The sequence below is a fragment of the Nocardia sp. NPDC049737 genome (assembly GCF_040674755.1).
GTDB lineage: Bacteria > Actinomycetota > Actinomycetes > Mycobacteriales > Mycobacteriaceae > Nocardia.
The window spans coordinates 71,267-95,262 of the sequence record NZ_JBFANH010000010.1 but is presented as its reverse complement, the minus strand read 5'-3'; the positions used below and the strand labels follow the sequence as shown (position 1 = coordinate 95,262).

At 65.0% G+C, this 23,996-nt stretch carries 6 protein-coding genes; all 6 read left to right on the top strand.

Features of this window, described 5'->3' with window-relative positions; all coding sequences use genetic code 11:
* The first annotated feature begins 40 nt into the window (after positions 1–40).
* Positions 41–415: a class I SAM-dependent methyltransferase gene (locus AB0J47_RS15580; protein ID WP_364345795.1), complete on the top strand. Its 375-nt coding sequence runs from the start codon at positions 41–43 to the stop codon at positions 413–415.
* 124 nt (positions 416–539) lie between these two features.
* Positions 540–944, top strand: coding sequence for a hypothetical protein (locus tag AB0J47_RS15575; protein WP_364345793.1), 405 nt, complete (start codon positions 540–542; stop codon positions 942–944).
* A gap of 315 nt (positions 945–1,259) precedes the next feature.
* Positions 1,260–17,804, top strand: coding sequence for an amino acid adenylation domain-containing protein (locus AB0J47_RS15570; RefSeq protein ID WP_364345791.1), 16,545 nt, complete (start codon positions 1,260–1,262; stop codon positions 17,802–17,804).
* Between the two features lie 485 nt (positions 17,805–18,289).
* Complete coding sequence (locus tag AB0J47_RS15565; RefSeq protein WP_364345789.1) at positions 18,290–20,644, top strand: pentapeptide repeat-containing protein; 2,355 nt, start codon at positions 18,290–18,292, stop codon at positions 20,642–20,644.
* Positions 20,645–21,400: 756 nt separating this feature from the next.
* On the top strand, positions 21,401–22,390 hold the full coding sequence (locus AB0J47_RS15560; RefSeq protein ID WP_364345787.1) for a hypothetical protein: 990 nt from the start codon (positions 21,401–21,403) through the stop codon (positions 22,388–22,390).
* 223 nt (positions 22,391–22,613) lie between these two features.
* Positions 22,614–23,978, top strand: a complete 1,365-nt coding sequence (locus AB0J47_RS15555) for an FAD-dependent oxidoreductase (RefSeq protein WP_364345785.1) — start codon at positions 22,614–22,616, stop codon at positions 23,976–23,978.
* The last annotated feature ends 18 nt before the right edge of the window (positions 23,979–23,996 follow it).

Sequence of the window (23,996 nt, the reverse complement as noted above, 5' to 3'; positions counted from 1 at the left end):
CAGGACCTGCCATCGATCGCTGACCGATGAGGTGATATTTATGCGAACGGACGGAGACAGCTGGGACATCGTTACGAGCGTGGGTCTGACCGCCCTGGGCGTCGCCACATTTCGCGCACTCGAGACGCTCGATCCCGAGCCGATGATTCACGACGACTACGCGGCATGGTTCGTCCAGGCGGCGGGTGAACCGCACTTCCTGCGGAAACTGGACGACCCGGCATCGGCGGGCACAGTCGGACTGTTCGGGCGCTTCATGGGGGTTCGGACAAAGTTCTTCGACGATTTCTTCGCCGCGGCATGGCAGCGGGGTGTGCGGCAGGCAGTGATCCTGGCATCGGTTACAGCGGGCGTCCTACATATCCGCCGAGAAGCACCAGTGAACCCACAGGAGCAGCGTCACGAGGCGCCCTAGCGGATTTCCCACGCACGCAGACCCGCGGGCTGGGACCATGGATGGGTGCGGCACGGCGAGTGCCGCGTTCTCTTCCCGTTGTGTTCAGCGATTCATCCCCGCTACACAGGAGGAACCGAGATCCATGACGACTACTCGGAATTGTCGGCGCACCACCCGTGTCGCGACCGGCTTCGCAGCGATGGCGACCGCGCTGGTTGTGACGGCTGCCCCCGCTCTAGCCGCGGCGACCATCGACATCTCCCGCGCCGGACCGACCATAGTTCAAGTCACCTATAGTTGCGACGACTCCGACGGAGTCGCCAGTATTCAGGCGATGATGGGCGAACCCACTGCCGATGGTCCCGCCGCCCAGGGCATTCAGAACGCCGTCACCTGCGACAACGCCCAACACGACGCGAGCATCCCGATGACCGCAACCGCTGGCCAGCCACCCCTGGGTTCGGGCCAGGTCCAGGTGCGAGTCGCCCTCGTCGACCGCAATGACACCGTTGTATCCGGACAGGCGAAGCTATTCAGCGTGTCATAGCGGAACAGCCGGGGCGAGCCCTACGCGGCATCGAGACACCATGTATCCAGCAACCGGTGAGTGACCCGCCCCGGATGCGACCCATGTGACGTCATGACGCCGGTGCCTGTGATTTGATAGGGCAGAAATACTCCAAAATCGATTCCTTCTCGCTTTGTTCGACACTGGTCCGCCAATGGTGCCAGGATCCGGCCGGGTTCGTGGGTTTCGGCTAAACCTGTGGGCTCGACGCGAGAGGACTGTAGTACTCGAATGGATAGGGTTCGTCGCACTGTTCGAGGTCGAATTCGCCGCAGATCGAGTAGCCCGCTCTTCATGCAGTTGTTGGCCGCGGCGGTCGAATCCGCGGCCGACTCGATCGCGATCAGCTACAACCCGACCGGCGAACCGGCTGATCAGCGCGAACTCACCTACACGCAGCTGGACGAGTCCTCATCGCGACTGGCACGGGAACTGATCGAGCGGGGCGTAGGCCCCGGCGACGTCGTTGCCGTCGGCTTCACCCGCTCGATCGAATCGGTGCTGGCTGTATGGGCCATCGCCAAGACCGGTGCGGCCTACGTGCCGGTCGACCCCACCCTTCCGCCCGAGCGCAGCGCATACATAGTCGCCGACTCGCGGGCGGTGCTGGGGCTCACCGACTCGACGCATCACTCGCGGCTCGGCACCGAGATCTACTGGCTCGACATCGATGATCCGCTGCACCGGGAGCGGATCGCGGCACGACCCGGCCATCCGATCTCCTACGTCGATCGGGTGGGGACACCGACCGAACAGCATCCGGCCTACGTCATCTACACCTCCGGCTCCACCGGTCGCCCGAAGGGCGTTGCGGTGACCCACGCCGGTCTTGCGATGCTGGTCAACGCTCAGCGAGAGCGTTATGCGGTCGATGGCGATTCGCGGGTGCTGCACGTTTGCTCGCCGAACTTCGACGTATCGGTGCTCGAACTGCTGCTCGCTTTCAGTTCCGGTGCCACTCTCGTGGTGTCCCCGCCGACGGTGTTCGGCGGCGCCGAACTGGCCGAGCTGCTACGTCGTGAGCGTGTCACGCACATGCTGATCACGCCCGCGGCGCTGGAGTCGGTGGATCCGGTCGGACTCGACGCGTTGCGGGTCGTTGTCGTCGCGGGTGATGCGTTCGGCCCCCGGCTGGTCGAGCGGTGGGCGGTCGCCGGGCGGTCGTTCTACAACGCTTACGGGCCCACCGAGGTCACCATTCTCGCCGCTGAAAGCGCCGAGTTGGTGCCTCGGCAGCCGATCACCATCGGTACCGCCTTACCGGGAGTCGGTGCGGTGGTGCTGGATTCGCGGTTGCGCCCGGTACCCACCGACGTGATCGGCGAGCTCTACCTTTCCGGCCCCGCGCTGGCGCAGGGCTACCTCGGGCGGGCGGCGCTCACGGCGGAACGATTCGTGGCCAATCCGTTCGGCGGGGAAGCCGGTTCTCCTGGCGTACGGATGTATCGCACCGGCGATCTGGTGCGGCGCCGCATGGTCGATGGCGCGATCGAATATCTGGGCCGCTCGGATTTCCAGGTCAAGATCCGCGGCTTCCGTATCGAGCCAGGTGAGATCGACGCCGCACTGACCGCTCATCCCGAAATCGAATACGCCGCGACTCTCGGCAAGCTCGCGCCCTCGGGCGCGACCGTACTGGTCTCCTATGTGCTGCCACGCAACGGCATTTCCATCGACGCCGGAGAACTCCTGCGCTTCGTCGCAGGCTCATTGCCCGGCCATATGGTGCCGTCCGCGATCGTTGTGCTCGACGAGATCCCCTTGTCCGCCAATGGAAAGCTCGATCGGCAGGCGTTGCCCCAGCCGGTGTTCGAGGCGGCGGTGTCGCGTGCTCCGGTGGGCGCCGTGGAATCCCGGCTCGCCGAGTTGTATGCCCAAGTGCTCGGTGTGCGGGTCGGGGCGGAGGACTCGTTCTTCGCCGCCGGTGGAGACAGCATCCTATCGATCCAGCTGGTGTCGCGGGCCCGTGCGGCAGGGCTACTGTTCACCCCCCAGGATGTATTCGAGCAGCGCACCGTGGCCGGGTTGGCCCGGGTCGCTGTGATCGGTGCCGAATCCGCGCCGAGGCTCGCGGAGTTGCCCGGCGGCGGTGTCGGGGAGATTCCGTTGACACCGGTGTTGGCCGCCCACCTCGTCGGAGGGAGGTCGTTCGGCCGGTTCACCCAGCAGATGGTGCTGGCCCTACCCGAGCACATCGACCGGTCTGGTTTGGTGGCCACGCTCGCCGCGGTGCTGGACCACCACGACATGCTGCGCGCACGGGTGTGGTCTGTCGACGGGCGATGGGAGCTGCACACTCTGCCGCCGGGCGCGGTGGACGTGGACGCGCTGCTCACTCATATCGACGTGGCCACGGGACTGGACACCGATGCGTTGTGCGTAACCGCCAGTGCGGCAATGGATTCCGCCCTCGCTACGCTAGATCCGGCATCGGCCCGGATGATCGCCTGCACCTGGCTGTCTCGGCCGGACGGCCGGGATGCGCTGATCATCGCCGCGCATCACTACGTGATCGATGGCGTGTCGTGGCGCATTCTGATCTCGGACTTGGTGACCGCGTGGGCGCAACGCGACGGTGGACATCGGATCGCCCTGCCCGGCGTCGGCACGTCGTTCCGGCGGTGGGCACACGGTCTGGTCGAGGCGTCGACGGCCGCGGACCGTACCAGCGAGCTGCCGTACTGGCGACAGGTTCTGACCGTCACCGATCCGCTATTGGGCGCGCGGGCACTCGACCCGGTCGTCGACACCGCGGCAACGGTGCGACATTTCACCGTCACGGTGCCGGCCGAGGTCACCCACGCGGTGTTGACCGAGTTGCCGACGCTGTATCGCAGCGGGGTCAACGACAGTCTGCTCGCGGCGTTGGCGCTGGCGGTGCGCTCGTGGCGGGCGATAAGAGGGGTCGATGCCGCGGCCACACGAATCCGGCTCGAGGGCCACGGTCGTGAAGAAGCCGCCGTCGCCGGCGCCGACCTGAACCGCACTGTCGGCTGGTTCACCAGCATGTATCCGGTGGTGCTCGATCTGTCCGGCATCGACGCCGACGCCGCATGGAACACCGCCGACGCGACCGCGGCGATGCTCAAGACGGTGAAGGAGCAACTGCTCGCGGTGCCGCAAAAGGGCATCGGTTTCGGCATGCTGCGTCATCTCAACACCGATACCGCGGGCCAACTCGGCGGTGCACTGGGCCAGATCGGTTTCAACTATCTCGGTCGGATTTCCGCGAGCGACGTGCCGGAATCGCTGACGGATCGAAGTTGGCTGCCGACCGCCGACTGGGGCGCCCCGGAAGCCGACCAGGATCGGGCGATGCCCGCAGCCGCCGTGGTGGACATCAACGCGATCGTTACCGATACCGACGCGGGCGCGCAGATGAACGCGTCCTTCGCGTACGCGTCCGAGATCCTCGACGAGGCCTGCGTGCGGGAGCTGGCCGAGTACTGGGTCGCCGCACTGACCATGCTTGCCGGACATGTACACGATCCGGCGGCCGGTGGCCTGACGCCGGCGGATGTCCCGCTCGTGCGAATCACCCAGGGTGAACTCGATATCTGGCAGCGGGAGCACCCGGGTCTGCTCGATGTCCTGCCGCTGTCGCCCCTGCAGCTCGGATTGCTTTTCCTGACACAGCTTTCCGACGATTCGGCAGATCCCTATCTGCTGCAGTTGGCGGTGGAGTTGTCCGGCGTGATCGATCTGGATCGGCTGCGGCGGGCGGCGCAGGCGATGTTGGATCGGCATGTGATCCTGCGGGCCGCGTTCCGAACTTCGGCCGAGGGCACCCCCGTCCAGGTCGTTGCCGAGGGTCTGGCGGTCCCGTGGCGGATCGTCGACACATCCGACACCGATCCGGCCTCGCTCCTGGCCGCGGAAGCACGTCTCGGGTTCGATCCGACGGTGGCCCCATTGCTGCGCTTCACGGTGTATCGCACGAACTCCGGACGCGTGCATCTGGTGTTGACCGCGCATCACATCCTGTTGGATGGCTGGTCGATGCCGTTGCTGATGAAGGAACTGCTGGTTTCCTATGCGGCCGACGGTGATTCGACGCCGCTGCCGCGAGTCAGGCCGTATCGGGACTATCTCGCCTGGTTGGCGCGCTACGACCGCGACGCTGCCTTGCAGACGTGGCGCGCAGCGCTGGCGGATCTGACGCCGACTCGACTGGCCCCCACGCTGCCGCCGCCCACGACGGCCGCCGACGGCCACGGGGTCTGCGCGGCCGAACTGTCACCTGCCGAAACAGCGGAGCTGCTCGCGTTCGCTGCCGCAGCCGAGGTCACCGTCAACACGGTACTCCAGGCGGCCTGGGGTCTGGTGCTCGCGGCCTGTGCCGGCGGCGATGATGTCGTATTCGGCGCGGTGGTTTCCGGGCGGCCGCCGCAGGTCGACGGGGTCGACGAAATGGTCGGCCTGTTCGCGAATACCGTCCCGGTTCGGGTTCGGTTCGACTCCGATGCGCCGGTGCGGCAACTACTGATTCGGCTTCAGTCCGAACAGGTTTCGTTGCTCGACTGCCATCACATCGGGTTGGCCGATATTCAGCGCGCCGCTGGTGCGGATGAGTTGTTCGATTCTCTGGTGGCCTTCGAGTCGTATCCCGTCGACACCGATGGTTTGCGGCAGGCCCACGCGAGCATCGACGGGCTGGAGATCGTCGATCTACAAGGTCGCAACTTCACGCACTATCCGGTGGCTGTAGTGGTCGAGTTGGGCACCCAACTGCATGTACAGGTGCAGTACCGGCGCGACATGATCACCACCGCGACCGCGCAGGCGCTCGCCGCGCGGTTGCGGGTGCTGATCGGTGAATTCGTCGCGACGCCGGAGCGCACGCCGGCGGAAATCAATCGGTTCTTCGATGATCGCGGCGATCTGATCTCGCAGACGCGCTACTGGCGCACCGCGCTCCAGGGTCTGCCGGATGAGCTGAACCTGCCCACAGATCGCCCACGGGTTGCGATGCCCTCCCTTGCGGACTCGTGCGTCGAGTTCGAGATCGGTGCGGATCTGCGGCACCGTCTACACCAGCTTGCGCGGACACGCGATACCACGGTGTTCACCGTTGCACACGCGGCATTCGCGGTACTACTTGCGCGACTATCGGGGAACGATGACATCGCGATCGGCACCCCCGCCGAGATAGCCGGAGCGGTCGACACCGTGGTACTGCGCACCAGGGTGCCGGGTGGAATCTGCTTCGATGATCTGCTCGCGAACGCGAAAGACATTGCCCTACAGGCATTCGCACGAGCAGACCTGCCGTTCGACGAGTTGGTGGCATTGCTCGATCCGGCCCGGTCGCTGGCACAGGTGATGTTGTCCGTCGGTGCTCGGACTCCGGTCGCACGCGGGCCGTTCGATCTATCCCTGCACATTCGAGAGAACCCGGACAGCGCCCGCATCGCCGCGAACCTCTCTTTCGCGAGCGATCTGTTCGACCGGCGCACCGTGGAGATTTTCGCCGAACGATTCCTCCGGCTGCTGGCGGCCGCCGTGCACCGCCCTGGGGACCCGATCGGTGACCTGCCGTTGCTCGGGGATGACGAATTGGCCCTGCTGACCCGGGTCGACGACGATGACGCGCGGGAACCCCGGTTGCTGCCCGATCTGCTGACTCGTGGAGTCGCCTTGGGCAGGGACCGGGTTGCGGTGCGATACCGGGGTCGGTCGATCAGTTATGGCGAACTCGACGAACAGTCGTCGCGGCTGGCGAGAGTCTTGATCGATCGAGGTGTCGGTCCCGAACTGCCGGTCGCGGTGTCACTGCCCCGCTCCTACGAGATGGTGCTGGCGGCAATCGCGATCGCCAAGGCCGGCGGTGCGCACCTACCGGTCGACCCGGCTCATCCCGCGCATCGGGTGCGGCACATGCTGACCGATTCCGGCGCGGCCCTTGGCATTACCGGCTCCGACCAGGTCGACCGGCTGCCCGATGAGGTGGATTGGCTGGTGCTGGACGCACCGGCGACGGCGGTGTTGTGTGCCGGCAAATCCGCCGACACGGTTACCGATGCCGAGCGGATCGTGCCGTTACGGACGCAACATCCGGCGTATGTGATCTACACCTCGGGCTCGACAGGCCTACCCAAGGGAGTCGCCGTAACCCATGGCGGGTTGAGCGATCTGGTCGATCATTCGGTCGGCCAGTACTGCCTCGAGCCGCACCACCGGTACCTACATATCTGTTCGCCGAGTTTCGATCCGTCGGTGATGGAATGGATGTGCGCGTTCTCGGTGGGGGCGACGTTGGTGGTCGTGCCCTCGGATGTCATGGGCGGAACGGAACTCGGTGAGTTGCTGCGGACCGAGGGGGTGACGCACACGATCATCACTCCGGCGGTGCTCGGCACGGTCGATCCGGCCGCTGCGGACCGGATGGAAGTGCTTTTCGTGGGTGGGGATGTGCTTACCCCGGAGCTGTTGGCCAAGTGGCAGCCGGGCCGCCGGTTGTTCAACGCCTACGGTCCGACCGAGGCGACGGTCATGTCGTCCAATGTGGAACTGGTTGCAGGGCAGCACATCACGGTCGGTAAGCCGATTCTGGGTAGCTCGGCGTTCGTGCTGGACTCGCGATTGAATCCGGTACCGCCCGGAGTTACGGGTGAGCTGTATCTGGCCGGCGCCGGGTTGGCTCGCGGCTACTGGCACCGTGCCGGGTTGTCCGCGCAGCGGTTTGTCGCCAATCCCTGGGGTGGGCCGGGTTCGCGGATGTATCGCACCGGCGACCTCGTGCGCTGGTACGCGGCCCCGGAGCAGCGGGCAGGCAATCTCGCCGTTGCGTCGGCGGATTGGCAGCTCGACTATGTCGGTCGCACTGATTTCCAGGTGAAGGTCCGTGGTTTCCGTATCGAGCTCGGCGAGATCGATACCGTGCTCGGGCGACATGCCGATGTCGATTTCGTGGTCACGCTGGGTCGCGAAATGCCCGGTGGTGCAACGGTATTGGTGTCGTATGTGCGGGCGGCGCCGGGACGGGTCGTGGATCCAGCCGGGCTGCGAGAGCATGCGGCCGCGATCCTGCCGTCGCATATGGTGCCCACGGCGATTGTGGTGCTGGACCGGGTTCCGTTGACTTTGAATGGAAAGCTGGACCGTAAAGCGTTGCCGGAGCCGGTGTTCCCGACGTCTGCGTCGCGTGCTCCGGTCGGCACGGTGCAGGCACGGCTTGCCGAACTCTTCGCGCAGGTGCTGGGTGTGGAGCGGGTCGGGGTGGACGATTCGTTCTTCGCGGTCGGTGGTGACAGCATCATGTCGATCCAGTTGGTGTCGCGGGCCAAGGCGGCGGGAATGGTGTTCACCACGCGAGATGTGTTCGAGCAGAAGACAGTCGCGGGGTTGGCTCGTATTGCCGTGGTCGGTGCGCAGTCGGCGGCGGTTTTGGCGGAGTTGCCCGGCGGTGGTGTCGGCCCGGTTCCGTTGACCCCGGTCCTTGCTTGGTTCCTCGCCAACGGTTCGTTCGGTCGGTTCGCCCAGAGCATGGTGCTCGGTTTGCCGGAGGGGATCGATCGCGCGGGTGTGGTGGCCACCGTCGGTGCGGTGCTCGATCATCATGATGTGCTGCGCTCGCGGGTGTGGCAGGTGGACGACTCGTGGCGGTTCGAGGTATCGGCTCGTGGCGCCATCGAGGTCGACGCGCTGGTGGCCGAGATCGAGGTGCCTGCTGGTATCGACGAGGCCGAGCTGAACCGGATTGCCAACGCGGCCATGGATTCCGCGCTGGCCAGGTTGGATCCCGCTGCGGGCCGGATGATCACGTGCACCTGGCTGCGCAGGCCCGACGCGCGCGACGCTGTCGCGGTCGCGGTCCATCACTATGTGACCGATGGTGTCTCGTGGCGCATCCTGATCCCGGATCTCGTACTGGCGTGGGCACAGCGCAGCGCCGGGCAGCCGGTGGCATTGCCCACCGTCGGCACCTCCTTCCGGCGCTGGGCGCACGGTTTGGTGGAAGCGGCTGCCACACCGGACCGTGCCGAGGAACTCGGTTATTGGCAGCGGGTTCTGGCCACACCGGATCCGCTGCTCGGCACGCGCGCCTTGGACTCGGTCGCCGATACCTTCCAAACCAGGGGTGTGTTCGATATCCGGGTTCCGGTCGAGGTCGCCGACGCGGTACTCACCAAGGTTCCCGCGCTATACCAGGGCAGTGCCAATGACAGTCTGCTCGCCGCGCTCGCGATGGCGGTGCGTTCCTGGCGGGCGCGCCGCGGTATCCATGCTCCGGTCACTCTGCTGCGACTCGAGGGGCACGGGCGCGAGGAAGACGCGATACCCGGCGCCGACCTGACCCGCACTGTGGGTTGGTTCACCAGCATCAGTCCGGTGGCCATCGACCTGTCGGGCACCGACACCGAGGCCGCCCTCGCCGGTGGCGAGGCGACCGCCGCAGTGCTGAAATCGGTGAAGGAGCAACTGCTTTCCGTACCGGATCGAGGCATCGGTTTCGGCCTGCTTCGGCATCTGAATCCGGATACCGCCGACGCGCTGGCTGGTGATCTCGGGCAGATCAGCTTCAACTACCTCGGCCGCGTCTCCGCGGCCGCGGTGGCGGACATCGGTTCGGATGCGGGCTGGTTGCCGACCGGTGACCTGGGAACCGTTGCCGCTGAGCCGAATCCGGACCTGCCACTGTCCGCGGTGATCGACATCAACACGATCGTCAGCGATACCGAGGATGGCCCGCGGATGGTGGCGTCGTTCGCCTTCGCCGCCGCCATCCTCGACCAAGCGGCGGTGCGGGAGTTGGCCGAGGACTGGCTGGCCGCGCTCACCGCGATCGCCGACCACTCGAAGGATCCGGCCGTCGGCGGTCTGACTCCGTCGGATGTGCCGCTGGTGCGGGTCTCCCAGGTCGAGTTGGACCAGTGGCGGCGGAACTATCCCGGCCTGTCGGATGTGCTGCCGCTGTCACCGCTGCAAGGCTCGTTGCGGGTGCTCATCGAACTACTGGACGGTTCGGTCGACGCCTACATCATCCAGCTGGCGGCGCGGCTGACCGGCGAGCTGGATATGGGCCGGTTGCGCCGCGCCGCGCAGACGATTCTGGACCGGCACGCGAACCTGCGGTCGGCCTTCGTCCCCACCGCCGACGGGACGTCGGTGCAGCTGGTGGTGGACGGGGTCGAGGTGCCGTGGCAGGTTGTCGACGGCGTGTCCGAGGCCGAGCTGCCGGACCTGCTGGTCGCCGAGCGGCGACGCGGATTCGATCCGGCGGTGGCGCCGCTGCTGCGATTCACGGTGTACACCAACGACTCCGGACACCAAAAATACAGCCACCTCGTGTTGACCGGACACCACATCCTGCTCGACGGCTGGTCGATGCCGCTGTTGATGAAGGAGCTGCTGGTTCTGTACGCGACCGGCGGCGACACATCGCTGCTCGCACCGGTCCGGCCCTACCGCGACTACCTGCGCTGGCTCGCGCAGCAAGACCGGGAGGCCGCGGCGCGCGCCTGGTCGGAGATGTTGACCGGCGCCACCGCGACCATGCTCGCCCCCGAACTGGCATGGCCCGCACCGGCCGGCGACGGGTTCGGCGTCCGTGAATTCGATCTGTCGACCGCACAGACCTCGGCGCTCACCGCGTACGCGGCTACGGCCGAGGTCACCGCGAATACGGTGATTCAGGCGGCGTGGGGTCTGGTCGTCGCCGCTAGCACCGGACGCGACGACGTCGTCTTCGGCGCCACCGTCTCCGGCAGACCACCGCAACTCGACGGTATCGGCGACATGATCGGCCTGTTCGTGGATGCCATCCCGGTACGAATCCGATTCGATCGCGGCACGACGGTGCCGACCCTGCTGGCGGGTTTGCAGGCCGAGCAAGCGTCGCTGTTGGACCATCACCACCTCGGACTCGCCGCGATCCAACGCCTCGCGCACCCGCTGCACTCACCCACCCCGCCGACTACGCAGGCTCCCTCGGCTGCCACCCCGCTGTATTCACCCACCCCGCCGACTACTCAGGCCCCGTCGGCTGCCACCCCGCTGTATTCACCCACCCCGCCGACTACGCAGGCTCCGTCGGCTGCCATCCCCCGTGACGAACTGTTCGACACGATGCTGGTCTTCGAGTCCTACCCGGTCGACGCCGAGGGGCTACAGCAGGCCGGCGGCGCCATCGACGGGTTGCGGATCGAGCAAATGCGCGGGGCCGACTTCACGCACTATCCGATCACCGTTGTGGTCTTCCTGGATACCCGGACGCTGGTGCAGGTGAAGTACCGGCGCGATATCGTCGCCGACGAGACGGCGCGGGCCGTGGCCGATCGGCTGCGCAGCGTGCTCAGCGATCTGCTCGCGACACCGGACCGTACCGCCGCCGATATCGCGCTGCTGTGCGCTACCGAATTGGACGACCCGATAACCAGATCTCGATACTGGCGCACGGCATTGGCGGGCTTGCCCGATCGACTGGAGCTGCCAACAGACCGGCCGCGCACGGCGGTGCGGTCCGATGTCCGTGGGCAGGTCGAGTTCTCGGTGCCGAACGAGGTACACCTGGGCCTACGACGGCTTGCGCACACGGCGGGCGTGACATGGACCGCGGTGGTGCGCACGGCATTGGCGGTAGTGCTCGCGCGGCTCTCTAGCTCCGACGACATCGCGATCGGCACTGCGGCGCCAGGTGGCCATCGAACCGAGTTGGTGCTGCGTCACCGCGTGGATCGGTGCGCGCGCTTCGCCGACCTACTACCGGAGGCACACCAGCGTGAGCTGCAAGGGTTCGCGCACGCCGGTATTCCGTTCGACGAATTGGCCGATCTGTTGGGAGCGCGACGGTCGCCGGATCGACATCCCCTGTTCCAGGTGGCTCTGTCGTTCCAGAGTCCACCGGATGCGGTCGGGGATCTGGCACTGTCGATCTCGGCCGCGGATGGTGACTCGGACCGGATGCACGGCGAGCTGTCTTTCGCGCGGGATCTTTTCGATGACGGTACGGCGCAGATGTTTGCCCGGCGGTTCGTTCGGATGCTGGCGGCGGTCGTGGACGAGCCCGCGGCACAGGTCGGCGATCTGCCGCTGTTGATCGACGACGAATACGAGCAGCTGACCCGAATCCGCGGCGGCGCTCCGGCTACCGTCGGGATGCTGCCGGATCTCCTCACCCGGGGCGTCGGATTCGGGCGTGATCGAGTCGCGGTACGCGACGCGGGGCGGGCGTACACCTACGGTGAGCTCGATGAGCTGTCGTCGCGTCTGGCGCGCGTGCTGATCGATCGAGGTGTCGCGCCGGAGACAGTGGTTGCGTTGGCGATGCGACGTTCGTACGAGATGATCGCGGCGGTATGGGCGGTCGCCAAGGCGGGTGGCGCGTATCTGCCGGTCGATCCGAACTATCCGGTGGACCGGGTGCGGCACATGGTGGCCGATTCCGGTGCGGTGGTGGGCATTACAGTTGCTGAGCAGGCAGGGCTGCCCGACACGGTGGATTGGCTGGTGTTCGACGATCCGGCATTGCTCGCGCGCTGCGCCGCCCACACGGCGGCCGCGGTAACCGACGCGGACCGTCGCGCGCCACTGCGCATGTCGCACCCGGCCTATGTGATCTACACGTCGGGGTCCACCGGATTGCCCAAGGGGGTCGCCGTCACCCACGCCGGGCTCGGTGGACTCGTCGGCCACACTGTCGACCTGCTCGGACTCCGGCCGCAACATCGGATGCTGCATGTGTGTTCGCCGAGTTTCGACCAATCGGTCGAGGAGTGGTGCAGCGCCTTCTACAGCGGTGCCACCCTGGTTATCGCCGCACCGGATATCGTCGGCGGCAGCGAACTGCATGACCTGCTGCGCGGCGAACGGGTGACCCATACGATCATCACTCCCGCGCTGCTCGGCACCGTCGATCCCGCCGGTCTGCACGACTTGGCGGTGGTGTCCGCAGGGGGCGAGGCCACCACTGCCGAACTGCTGGCCAGGTGGCAGCCGGGTCGCCGCTTCATCAACGGATACGGTCCGACCGAGGCAACCATCGGTGCAACCTATACGACTCTGCTCGCGGGACAACGGATAACGATCGGAGGTCCGGTACCCGGCGGGTGGGCGGCGGTGCTCGATGAGCGGTTGCACCCGGTGCCCGCAGGTGTCATCGGTGAGCTGTATCTGGCGGGCCCGGCACTCGCCCGCGGCTATCACGGCCGTTGCGGCTCGACGTCGGGACATTTCGTCGCGAATCCGTGGGGTCCGCCGGGCGACCGAATGTACCGGACCGGTGATCTGGTCCGATGGGTCGAGGTACCGGCTGCCGCGACTACCCGTTGGGAGTTGGAGTACCTGGGCCGCACAGACTTCCAGGTGAAGGTACGCGGCTTCCGCGTCGAGCTCGGGGAGATCGACGCGGTGCTTGCCGCGCACCCCGACGTGGACTACGCGGTGACCCTTGGGCGCGAAAACCCCAGCGGGACCACGATTCTGGTGTCGTATGTGACGGGCCGGTCGCTGGATCCGGATCAACTGGCGCGGTGGGCAGCGCGGAGCCTGCCTTCGCATATGGTTCCCACGTCGGTCGTGGTGCTCGACCAGATTCCATTGACGGCGGTCGGCAAGCTCGACCGAAATGCCCTCCCCGAGCCGCAGTTCGCGGTGCGCACCTACCGGGAACCGTCGACAGTCGCGGAGCAAGCCGTGGCCGCGGTCTTCGCTGAGGTGCTGGGCATCGAGCGGATCGGCGCCGACGACAATTTCTTCGAGTTGGGCGGCAATTCGCTGCTTGCCACGCGGGTGACGGCCCGCCTCGGCATGGCGGTGGATGCCCGTGTTCCGGTGCGTGTGCTGTTCGCCGCGCCCACCGTCGCGGGTTGCGCGCGGGAGGTGGCCGAGCTCACCGGTACCGGGAGGCGCCGCGCCGTGGTGGCGGGCCCGCGGCCGGAGCGTATTCCGCTGTCGCCCGCCCAGCAACGGATGTGGTTTCTGAACAGGTTCGATACCGAGTCGACCGCATACAACATTCCTGTCGCGATCCGTTTGACCGGCGATCTGGATATCGCCGCGCTGGCGCAGGCTTTCACCGATGTCGTTGTGCGCCATGAGATCCTGCGAACGGTGTATCCGCAGCCTGCAGTGGATGAGTCGGGTGTAGCGGATCCGGTGCAGGTCATCCTGCCTCCCGCACACTCCGACCTGCCGCGGCTGGAGGTCCGGAACGTCGGCGCCGCTGAGGTCGAATCGGCTGTACTGGAACTGGTTTCGACAACTTTCGACGTGACTGTCGAGGTGCCCGTCCGCGCCGTACTGTTCCGGGTCGCGGACGGTGAATTCGTGCTGGGGATGGTCGTCGATCACATCGCGGGTGACGGCTACTCCGGTGGCCCGCTCACTCGTGATCTGGCCGCGGCATACGCGGCTCGTACGCTGGGGCGGGCTCCGGATTGGTCACCGCTCGCCGTGCAGTACGCGGATTACACGGTGTGGCAACGTGCGTTGCTCGGCAGCGCGGGCCAGCCGGGGTCGCTGGCAGCCGAGCAGATCGCCTACTGGCGGGGCGCCCTTGCCGACCTACCGGATGAGCTGGAGTTGCCGAGAGACCGGCCGCGTCCGCCGGTACAGTCGTTCGTCGGCGGCCGAGTTGAGTTACGCATCGATGCGCGTGCGCATACGGCGCTGACGAAGTTGGCGCGGGCCGAGGGCGCCACGCTGTTCATGGTTGTGCATACCGCATTGGCGGTGTTGCTGGCTCGCTTGTCGAGCACCGACGATATCGCGATCGGTACACCGATAGCGGGCCGCGGTGAGGCGGTGCTGGACGATCTGATCGGCATGTTCGTCAACACACTGGTGTTCCGTACCCGGGTGGACGCGGGTACGGGTTTCACCGAGTTGCTTGCGCGGCAACGCGATATCGACGTCCAAGCGTTCGCCCATGCCGATGTGCCGTTCGAGCAATTGGTCGAGGTACTGAATCCGGTGCGCTCGACGGCGCGGCATCCACTGTTCCAGGTGGGGCTGTCGTTCCAGAATCTGGCCCCGGCCAGGATGGAGCTGCCGGGCTTGACCGTCACGGCATTGGAAACGGATCGACAGCTGTCGCAGTTCGATCTGCATGTGATCATGGCCGACAGCTATGACGAGGCCGGTGTGCCGACGGGTATCGGTGGCTTCTTCACCTACGCCGCGGATCTATTCGACGAGTCGACGGTGCGCGGTTTCGTGGACCGGTTCGTGCGGGTGCTCGATGCCGTGGTCGCGGATCCGCAGGTCCCGGTCGGAGCTATCGATCTGCTCGCGACCGAGGAAAGTACACGGATCCTCACGGAGTGGAATGACACCGCGCACCAGGTGAATACGGCCACCACGTTGGTGTCGCTACTCGATGAGACCGTCGCTGCCACACCGGAGTCGACGGCGCTGGTCGCCGCCGACGGGACTCGGACCACCTACGGTGAGCTGGATGCGCGCGTGAACAAGGTTGCGCGGTACTTGATTTCGCTTGGTGTGGGCCTGGAGTCGCGGGTGGCGTTGGCTATTCGGCGTTCGGTGGACTTGGTAGTCGCGATGTATGCGGTGAGCAAGGCCGGCGGTGTCTACGTGCCGGTCGATCCGGATCAACCCGCGCAGCGCAGCGACTACATACTGGAGACGGTGGCACCGGTTTGTGTGCTGACGAACGCCGATGCGGGTTTCGGGACCAGCGCTGCGCCGGTGGTGCCGCTGGATCGACTGGACCTGTCCGCGGTGGACGCGGCCCCGATCACCGACGCAGAGCGGATCGCGCCGTTGCGCCCCGAGCACGCGGCCTATGTGATTTTCACGTCGGGTTCCACGGGACGCCCGAAGGGTGTCGCGGTCTCCCACGGTGCGATTGTCAATCAGTTGCTCTGGAAGACAGCGCAATTCGGATTGACCGACGATGACGCGGTGTTGCTGAAAACGGCGGCGACGTTCGATTTGTCGGTGTGGGAATTCTGGTCGGCCGCGGTCTGCGGCGGCCGCCTGGTAATCGCTGCGCCCGACGGCCACCGCGACCCGGCATACCTGAACGAACTGATGACTCGTGAGCGGGTGACCACACTGCACGCGGTGCCATCGATGCTGGACGCATTGCTGACGGGTCGACTGCCGGACTCGTTACGCCGGGTGTTGGCGATCGGTGAGACTTTGCCCGCCGCGCTGGCGCGCCGATTCGCGGCGGTGGCGCCCGATACGTCGCTGTACAACCTGTACGGCCCGACCGAGGCGGCGGTGTCGATCACCAGCCACCAGGTGCGCAGGTTCGATGAACCGGCCGTGCCGATCGGCGGACCGGCGTGGAACAGTCAGGTATACGTACTGGATTCGCGGTTGCGCCCGGTTCCGGTCGGCGTCACGGGCGAGTTGTACTTGGCCGGAGGGCAGTTGGCGCGGGGCTACTTCGGTCGCGCTGACCTGACGGCGGATCGTTTCGTCGCCAACCCGTTCCAGCCGGGTGCCCGGATGTATCGCACCGGCGATCTGGTGGCATGGAATGGCGACGGCGAGCTCGACTATCGGGGCCGAACCGATTTCCAAGTGAAGGTCCGTGGCTTCCGAATCGAACTCGGCGAGATCGACGCAGTACTTGCCGCCCATGCGGCAGTGGATTTCGCCGTCACGGTCGGCAGGGAGAATTCCGCTGGGGCAACGGTTCTGGTGTCGTATGTGGTGGCCGCCCAAGACCGGGTGATCGATCCGGATCGGCTGATCCACTGGGCCGCACGGACCTTGCCGTCGCATATGGTTCCCACGGCGATCGTGGTCCTCGACGGTGTCCCGTTGACCCAGGTCGGCAAACTCGACCGCGCGGCACTGCCCGAACCAGAACTCGGGACCCGTGCCTTCCGCGCACCGACAACCGCGCTCGAGACCATGGTCTGCGAGATTTTTGCGGATGTACTGTGTCTGGATCGCATCGGATTGGATGACAACTTCTTCGAACTCGGCGGCAATTCACTGATCGCCACCAAGCTGACCGCTCGGTTGACCGATGCGATGGCCGAAACGGTTCCGGTGATGTGGGTGTTCACCGCACCCACCCCCGCGGGCATCGTCGCGGAGTTGCGTGCGCGCGGCGCAGAGGGCGCCGGTGCCGACGCGGCATTCGATGTGCTGTTGCCGCTGCGTGTCTCCGGCGCCGCCGAGCCGCTGTTCTGCATCCATCCGATCGGGGGTATCGCGTGGTCGTTCGCCGGGCTGGCAGCCCATCTCGATACGGATCGGCCCATTTACGGACTCCAGTCACCCGCGCTGAGTTCGGCGGACCCACTGCCGGATTCGATCGAGGATTGGGCGCGGCACTACGTCAAACACGTTCGTGCGGTACAACCGGAGGGCCCCTACCACCTGCTCGGTTGGTCACTCGGCGGTGTGCTCGCCCATGCCATGGCCGTCCAACTCCAGGACGAGGGCGCACAGGTGGCGCTGCTGGGCATGATGGACAGTCGACTACTCGACACCGCCGCCGCAACCACCCTCGCGGGGATCGAGGTTACGGTGCCAGAACTGCTCGGTGGACTGCTCGGTGATCAAGCCGCGGAATTCGGCCTGGACGAAACGGTGGAATTGTCTCAACTGGCACAGCGGTTGAGCACGCTCCCCGAGCCGTTCGCATCCTTCGGGGCCGCGCGGATCGAACGGGTCGTGGCCGCAGCGATCGGTTCGGCGGCCCTCAACGCGGCATATCGTGCGCGGTCCTTCGACGGGGACCTCGTCTACTTCACCGCGGTCCACGACGATCCGACGGGTTGGGTCGGCGCCGCGACCTGGACGCCCGCAGTAGCGGGTTCCGTACACAACCATCCGGTGGCCACCACCCACTGGCGGATGACCACCGATGCGGCGCTCCGGTGTATCGCGGAGGTCTTGCACGAGTGGTTGTGACGCGACGAGCCAGACGTCGGTTCGCCATCCTGCGCCGCTGGTGACAAACGAGCCGCAGTGGGTGAAAACCATTGGCGCCGTGGAGTGAACGCGGTCTACTGAAGGCCGCTACCCCTGAACCGACGGCAGGACAACTCTCTGCGACGGCGAACATCCGTGCCGTGGCGTGCAACAGTCAGCGCGGTCCTGAATGACCGGTGAGGATGGCGGAACACAGCGCGGCGTAGTCAGCAGCGCCCGCACTCCTGTCGTCAAGTGAACTTGGTACTTCTCGCACAGCCAATCGACGAACTCCACGCGATAGTGATCAAAACAACCTGGATCAGGCGACAATAGTGGCACCTACACACTGCACACCACCGCCGCAGCAGCAGAGCGAAGCTCTCGCGCCCGCCCGTCGCGGGCCGGTTCGACACCCCGCTGGCCACCATGGCCGACCTCGCTCGTCTGCACAGAGCGGCTTTACGCAGGAAAGGTGAGGTCAAATGACCAACCAGGAGCTCCGCGCGAGCCTGCCAGCTGAGCACCGGCTGCTGGCGGCATTCCATGCGGGCGAGTCCTGCCGCCTGATAAGTCCCGAAGATTGCCCATCGCCCGAAGTCATCACCGGATGGCGCGACCCCGATCGTGAGGTTCGGGCGGCGTTCCTGCGTGAACTCCTCCTTGCCGACGGAGCCGACTCTCCAGAGATCGACCTGAGGGGCGCGATCATCACCGGGACGTTGGACCTCAGCGGCATCACCATCGAACGCAGCCTTGCCCTGGGCCGATGCCTCATTGCCGGCGACATCATCTGGAACCGATCGCGATTCAATCGCGACGTTACCGCCACTGTCTGCACGTTCACCAGTGACATCCGCTGCGCGGACGAAACGGTTTTCAAGGGGAAAACAAATTTCGACACCACCCATTTCCTCGGAAATCAGACCAATTTCTCGGCCCAATTCGCAGGCGAAACAACCTTCGACAACTCCCACTTCACCGGAAATGCTTCCTTCAACTCAGCCTCCTTCTATCGCAACTGCAAGTTCCGCAAGGCCATATTCGAGAAGAGGTCGTTCTTCAAAAGAGTTCAGTTCTGTGCGGATGCCGAATTTACGGAGGCAAAATTCGCACTTTCCGCCGACTGGTCCGATCTACAATCCGACCAGAGTGCAACGAATTTCGATGCTGCAATCTTCGCAGGCGACGGAAGATTTGAAAATTGCCTCTTCAATCGAAAGGCGGCGTTCAATTATGCCCATTTCGAAGGGACGGCAATCTTCAGCGCGGCGACATTCAAGCACTTAACTGAATTCGCCCGGAGCAAGTTCATACGTCAACCTCTGTTCAGATCGGCCGCATTCTGGGGTTCCGCCATTTTCGGAGAGGCAGAATTCTCACAGGGAGCAAATTTCCAGCGGGCCCTATTCGGCAGAAATGCCAATTTCTACAGCACTACGTTCGCCGGCGAAGCACACTTCGAGGGCGCAGTCTTCATGGGAGATTATGAAGCAAAGCTTCAGGATAACAGAGCGGCGATGGGCGACGCCCATCCTCGCGGCGACGAGGGCACAGCGACAGTCAACACGACCGGCAACTGCGGATTCTTCAAGCAGGCCATATTTTCGGATATCGCCCGTTTTACCGACGTCCTTGCAAATGATTTGCAATTCACCGAATCCACGTTCCGCTCGACTTTGCTGATCCGAACCATGACCGCGAAACTCGACCTAAGAGATTCGGTGTTCTATGAACGACCACAGGTGATCGTCGGAGCCTCGGAAGTGGACTGCACATCCATACGACTACATGCAGGAGCAGAGTTCCGGTTCTGCGCAACGACGATCAACCTCACCAACGCTGAATTCAGCCGTATCTCCACGATTTCCGGTATCGGACTGCAGGACGTATACACTTCCAACCCAGTGGAACGTCCGCCCTACACTGAAACGCGAAACGACACTCTCCACGCCGCACACAGAATGTACAAACACCTCCGAGAGTCAGCGGCAGGTCCGACGCAACTCTCATCTCTCCGCGGCGCCAGCGTAATAGATGCTCTCACAGTTTCAGATCTGGATCTCACGATGTGCCGATTCGCGGGCGCACACGGCATCGATAAACTCCGGATCACCCCGACCTGCACCCTACGTAAACGACCGACGACGAAGCATTTCCGCCTTCCGCTTTGGTTCACTCAACGTAGCGTCCTCTACGAGGAGGAACTCTGGCGGCGCGATGTTGCACCCCAATTCCACCGTCGAACCAGCACTCACGGACAAGATACGACCCCATCTGCCAACGAGCTCCCAAACCATGCCGAGTTGGCTCGGATCTACCGCGACCTCCGAAAACGGCTCGAAGATGTGAAGGATGCCCCAGGTGCTGCCGACTTCTACTACGGAGAAATGGAGATGCGCCGCCTCTCCGGCCGCAAGCCGATCGACGGATGCGAAGGCGGTAAACAACGGGGTGTGTGGGAACGGGGTTTGCTCCACCTGTACTGGATGGGGTCCGGGTACGGACTGCGCGCGTCGCGCACACTATTGTGGCTCATTTTGGCACTGATGATCGCCACCGCGATATTCGCAACCGTTGGAACCAAAGACGGGCCCATGAAGGGATCCCTGCCGCAGTCCGTCGCACTGCCCACAGGCAACATCAGCTATCCCACCTACGATCGGAGCGTCGCCTCGGCTCTCTCGTTTTCGGTACACACCGGCACCACGCTTTTGCGATACGGTCCTATTCCACCATTGACGATAATAGGCGAAATTACCGATATCGTACTGCGACTGGCAGTTCCAATTCTGCTGGCGCTTATCGTGCTGGCTATCCGAGGCCGAATCAAACGATGACCCCGCATCAACAATCACGAGCACGCCACCGTTGACGTGGTAGCGAGATGGCCACACTGCGTGGCATCAGTCCCCTCTCACGTCCATTCGATTTCGTGCCGCCTTCGCCGTCAACAGCAGCACTATGGCGCCGGGCGGTAGGTGTCGAACTCGAAGCCATAATCCGCCAGGTCGTATTGGCGACTCGTTGTCGGCACTTGGTGTGCCGTGCGTCCAGTTCGGGTGAGCAGATTCACGTAGCGCGGTCCGGCGTAGGCGATCCCGGTTCGGGAGAATTGCCCGGTTTCCGTCGGTCCGGTCCGTACCCGCGATTGCCCGGCCGGGTCGTGGCCAGCAGACCGGGGCCGTCGCGTCGATGCATCGCGCTTCGGCTTTGGACCGGAGGCGTATCGCGGACATGATCGCCTCGGTGGGAGCGTCGCGATTCGCCGAGCCGGTTCAGGTAGTTATGCTGGGAATTTGCGAGATTTCATCTCAGTGTCTGGTCTACTTCTGAGCGATACCTGATCACCTCGCGATGGCAAACGAATACGGTTCAGATCAGCTGGTCATCGCGACTTACCCGGCAGCTGCCCTGCCGGGCTCTGAAACTTGTTCGAGCATCGCCACGAGTTTGCGCAACGCTGTCCAAGGAAGCAATGCGAGCAGGAGACCGGGTGGCAATCGCTAGGCGACGTCGTCGCGCTCGGCGCTTTGCTGTCCGCGACCGCACCCCCGCGCTAGATCGGCAACCTCACAACGATTAGGAGACCATCCATGCTGCTGTCCAGTTTTCGCCGCGCGTTCGCCATTCCGGTAACCTGCGTACTCGCCGCGACCGGCACGTACTTGGCCGCCGGCTGTGGCAGCCAGCCCGGCACCGACAGCACGGCAGAAAACCATGCTTCGGCTTCGACTCCTGCGTCGCCGCAACGGCCGGCCTTCACCTTCGGCGCCAGCTACGGACCGACCGTTGCCGCCGACCAGGCCGGACATCGATGGGCACCCGCCGCCGCCGCCGCAATCACCCCTGGGATACAGACCTATACCGAGGGCGCGGTCCAATGCACGGCGAACTACGTCTTCGTCGATGACACCGGCCATGTGTACATCGGCCAGGCGGCTCACTGCGCCACCACGGGACTGGTCACCGATACCGATGGCTGCACCGCCGGTAGCCTTCCCCTCGGGACCGCCGTGAGTTTCAACCGCAACTTATCGCCGGTCTCCGGGGCGACGACCACCACCACCGGTCAGCTCGCATATAGCAGCTGGCTGACCATGCAGGAAATTGGTGAGAAGGACCGCAATACCTGCGCCTACAACGACTTGGCGCTGGTGCGCCTCGCGCCGGAGGCCGCCGCTGAAGTCAATCCGAGCCTGCCGCACTGGGGCGGCCCGGTCGGCATCAATACCAGCGGCACGAATGCCGGCGACCGCCTCTACAGCTACTGGAACTCCCTGCTGCGTGGCGGAATCGCCAGCCTGTCCCCTCAGATCGGTGAAAGCAAGATCGACGATATCGCTGCCGGTGGCTGGACCCACGTCTTTATCGCGCCTATCCCCGGCATCCCGGGCGACAGCGGCAGCGCCTTGCTCGACCGCGATGGCTACGCGCTCGGCACTCTGTCAACGCTCGCCATTTCGCTTCCCATCGTCAACAACATCGGTGACATCAGCCACGAACTGGCCTACGCGCGAGCGCATTCCGGTATCTCGGGTCTGCGCTTGGTGCTCGGCACCGAACCGTTCACGCCGGACCGCTGACCTGCCGATCTCGAATGCGACGACACCGGCCGAGCCGTCTGCACAGCGGCTCGGATCGGCCCACTGGCTTATCCTGCCTCGGGATTCGCTCTAGAATTGCTGAATATCCGACGCTCTACCTGATCGACGGCGATTTTGCACCCGTTGTGTCGAGGGTGCGGTGAGCAGTGCGCGTGGCCGCACGGCGGCCTTGCGCGGAACTTCAACCCGAGGGCGGCGCTCCATGACAGACGTCGACTATTGCGTAGTTGGTGGCGGGTTTGCTGGATTGACGGCCGCGCTGCGGCTGAAACAGGCGGGTCGAACGGTTTCGCTGCTGGAAGCTCGCGACCGGTCCGGCGGGCGCACGTTCACCGAGATGCGCCCGGACGGGGCCTGGATCGATCGTGGTGGCGCCTGGATAGGGCCGGGGCAGAACCGGATCTATGCGTTGATGAACGAGTTCGGGGTATCGAGTTACAAGCAGTACACCGACGGCGAGGCCATGATGGTGGTCGACGGCAAGCAACACCGCTACACGGGCACGATCCCGTGGACGATGAGCCCTTGGGCGGCGATGAACCTCGGTGCGGTGTTTCTCGAGCTGGGTCATATGTGCAAGTCGATTCCCCTCGAAGCTCCGTGGACAGCGAAAAATGCTGACAAGTGGGATCGGATCAGCCTGGCGCAGTGGCTGGATAGCAACACCCTGTCCAAGCCCGCCCATGAGCTCCTCGAGACCGCGATAGCCGGCTGTTACACCTCCGACGCCTCGGAGGTGTCGTTGCTGTTTGTGCTGTACCAGATGGCGTCGGGGGGCGGGCCCGGCTTCGTCTTGGGAGTCAAGGACGCCGCCGAAGATGCGCGACCGGTTGGGGGCATGGGTGCCATCTCTGGTCCGATGGCGGCCGAGATCGGCGACTCGATCCACCTGTCACAGCCCGTCCGGCACATCCATCAGGACGCCGACGGAGTGACGGTACGCTCCGACGAGTTGACCGTGCGCGCACGCCGCGTCATTGTGGCGGTTCCCCTGGCGATTGCGAGCCAGATCCTTTACGAGCCGATGCTGCCGGTCGACCGATCGTTCCTGCATCAGCGGATGCCGAGCGGCTCGATCGTCAAGATTGCCGTCGTGTACGACGAGCCGTTCTGGCGTGCGGACGGGTTGTCGGGACAATCGGCCGCACCGGGGTCGCCCGCAACCATCACCATCGATGCCTGCACCGACGCTGGGCGGCCCGGGGTCATGTGTGTCATCACCGAGGGACCCATCGCGCGGCAGATCGGACGACTCGATGAGTCCGATCGAAGGAAGGCGATACTCGGTGCACTCGTGGAGCGGTTCGGTGAAAAGGCCAGCGCCCCCATCGACTACATCGAGCAGAATTGGAGTGTCGAGCGCTACTCCGGCGGCGGGATGCTGAGTCACGCACCCACCGGTGTCCTCAGCCAATTCGGCCATGCTCTGCGTGAACCGTGCGGCCGCATCCACTGGGCCGGAACCGAGAGCTCTGCCGTCATGTGCGGTTGGGTCGACGGAGCCGTTCGCTCGGGAGAACGGGCGGCAAGTGAAGTGCTCGAGTACGAGACCGCGGGCGCGGTATGACATTCGAGACTCCTCGAG

Bases quoted from the DNA above. Each gene is read 5' to 3' on its own strand.
- AB0J47_RS15580 (WP_364345795.1), top strand. From the start codon at position 41: ATGCGAACGGACGGAGACAGCTGGGACATCGTTACGAGCGTGGGTCTG.
- AB0J47_RS15575 (WP_364345793.1), top strand. From the start codon at position 540: ATGACGACTACTCGGAATTGTCGGCGCACCACCCGTGTCGCGACCGGC.
- AB0J47_RS15570 (WP_364345791.1), top strand. From the start codon at position 1,260: ATGCAGTTGTTGGCCGCGGCGGTCGAATCCGCGGCCGACTCGATCGCG.
- AB0J47_RS15565 (WP_364345789.1), top strand. From the start codon at position 18,290: ATGACCAACCAGGAGCTCCGCGCGAGCCTGCCAGCTGAGCACCGGCTG.
- AB0J47_RS15560 (WP_364345787.1), top strand. From the start codon at position 21,401: ATGCTGCTGTCCAGTTTTCGCCGCGCGTTCGCCATTCCGGTAACCTGC.
- AB0J47_RS15555 (WP_364345785.1), top strand. From the start codon at position 22,614: ATGACAGACGTCGACTATTGCGTAGTTGGTGGCGGGTTTGCTGGATTG.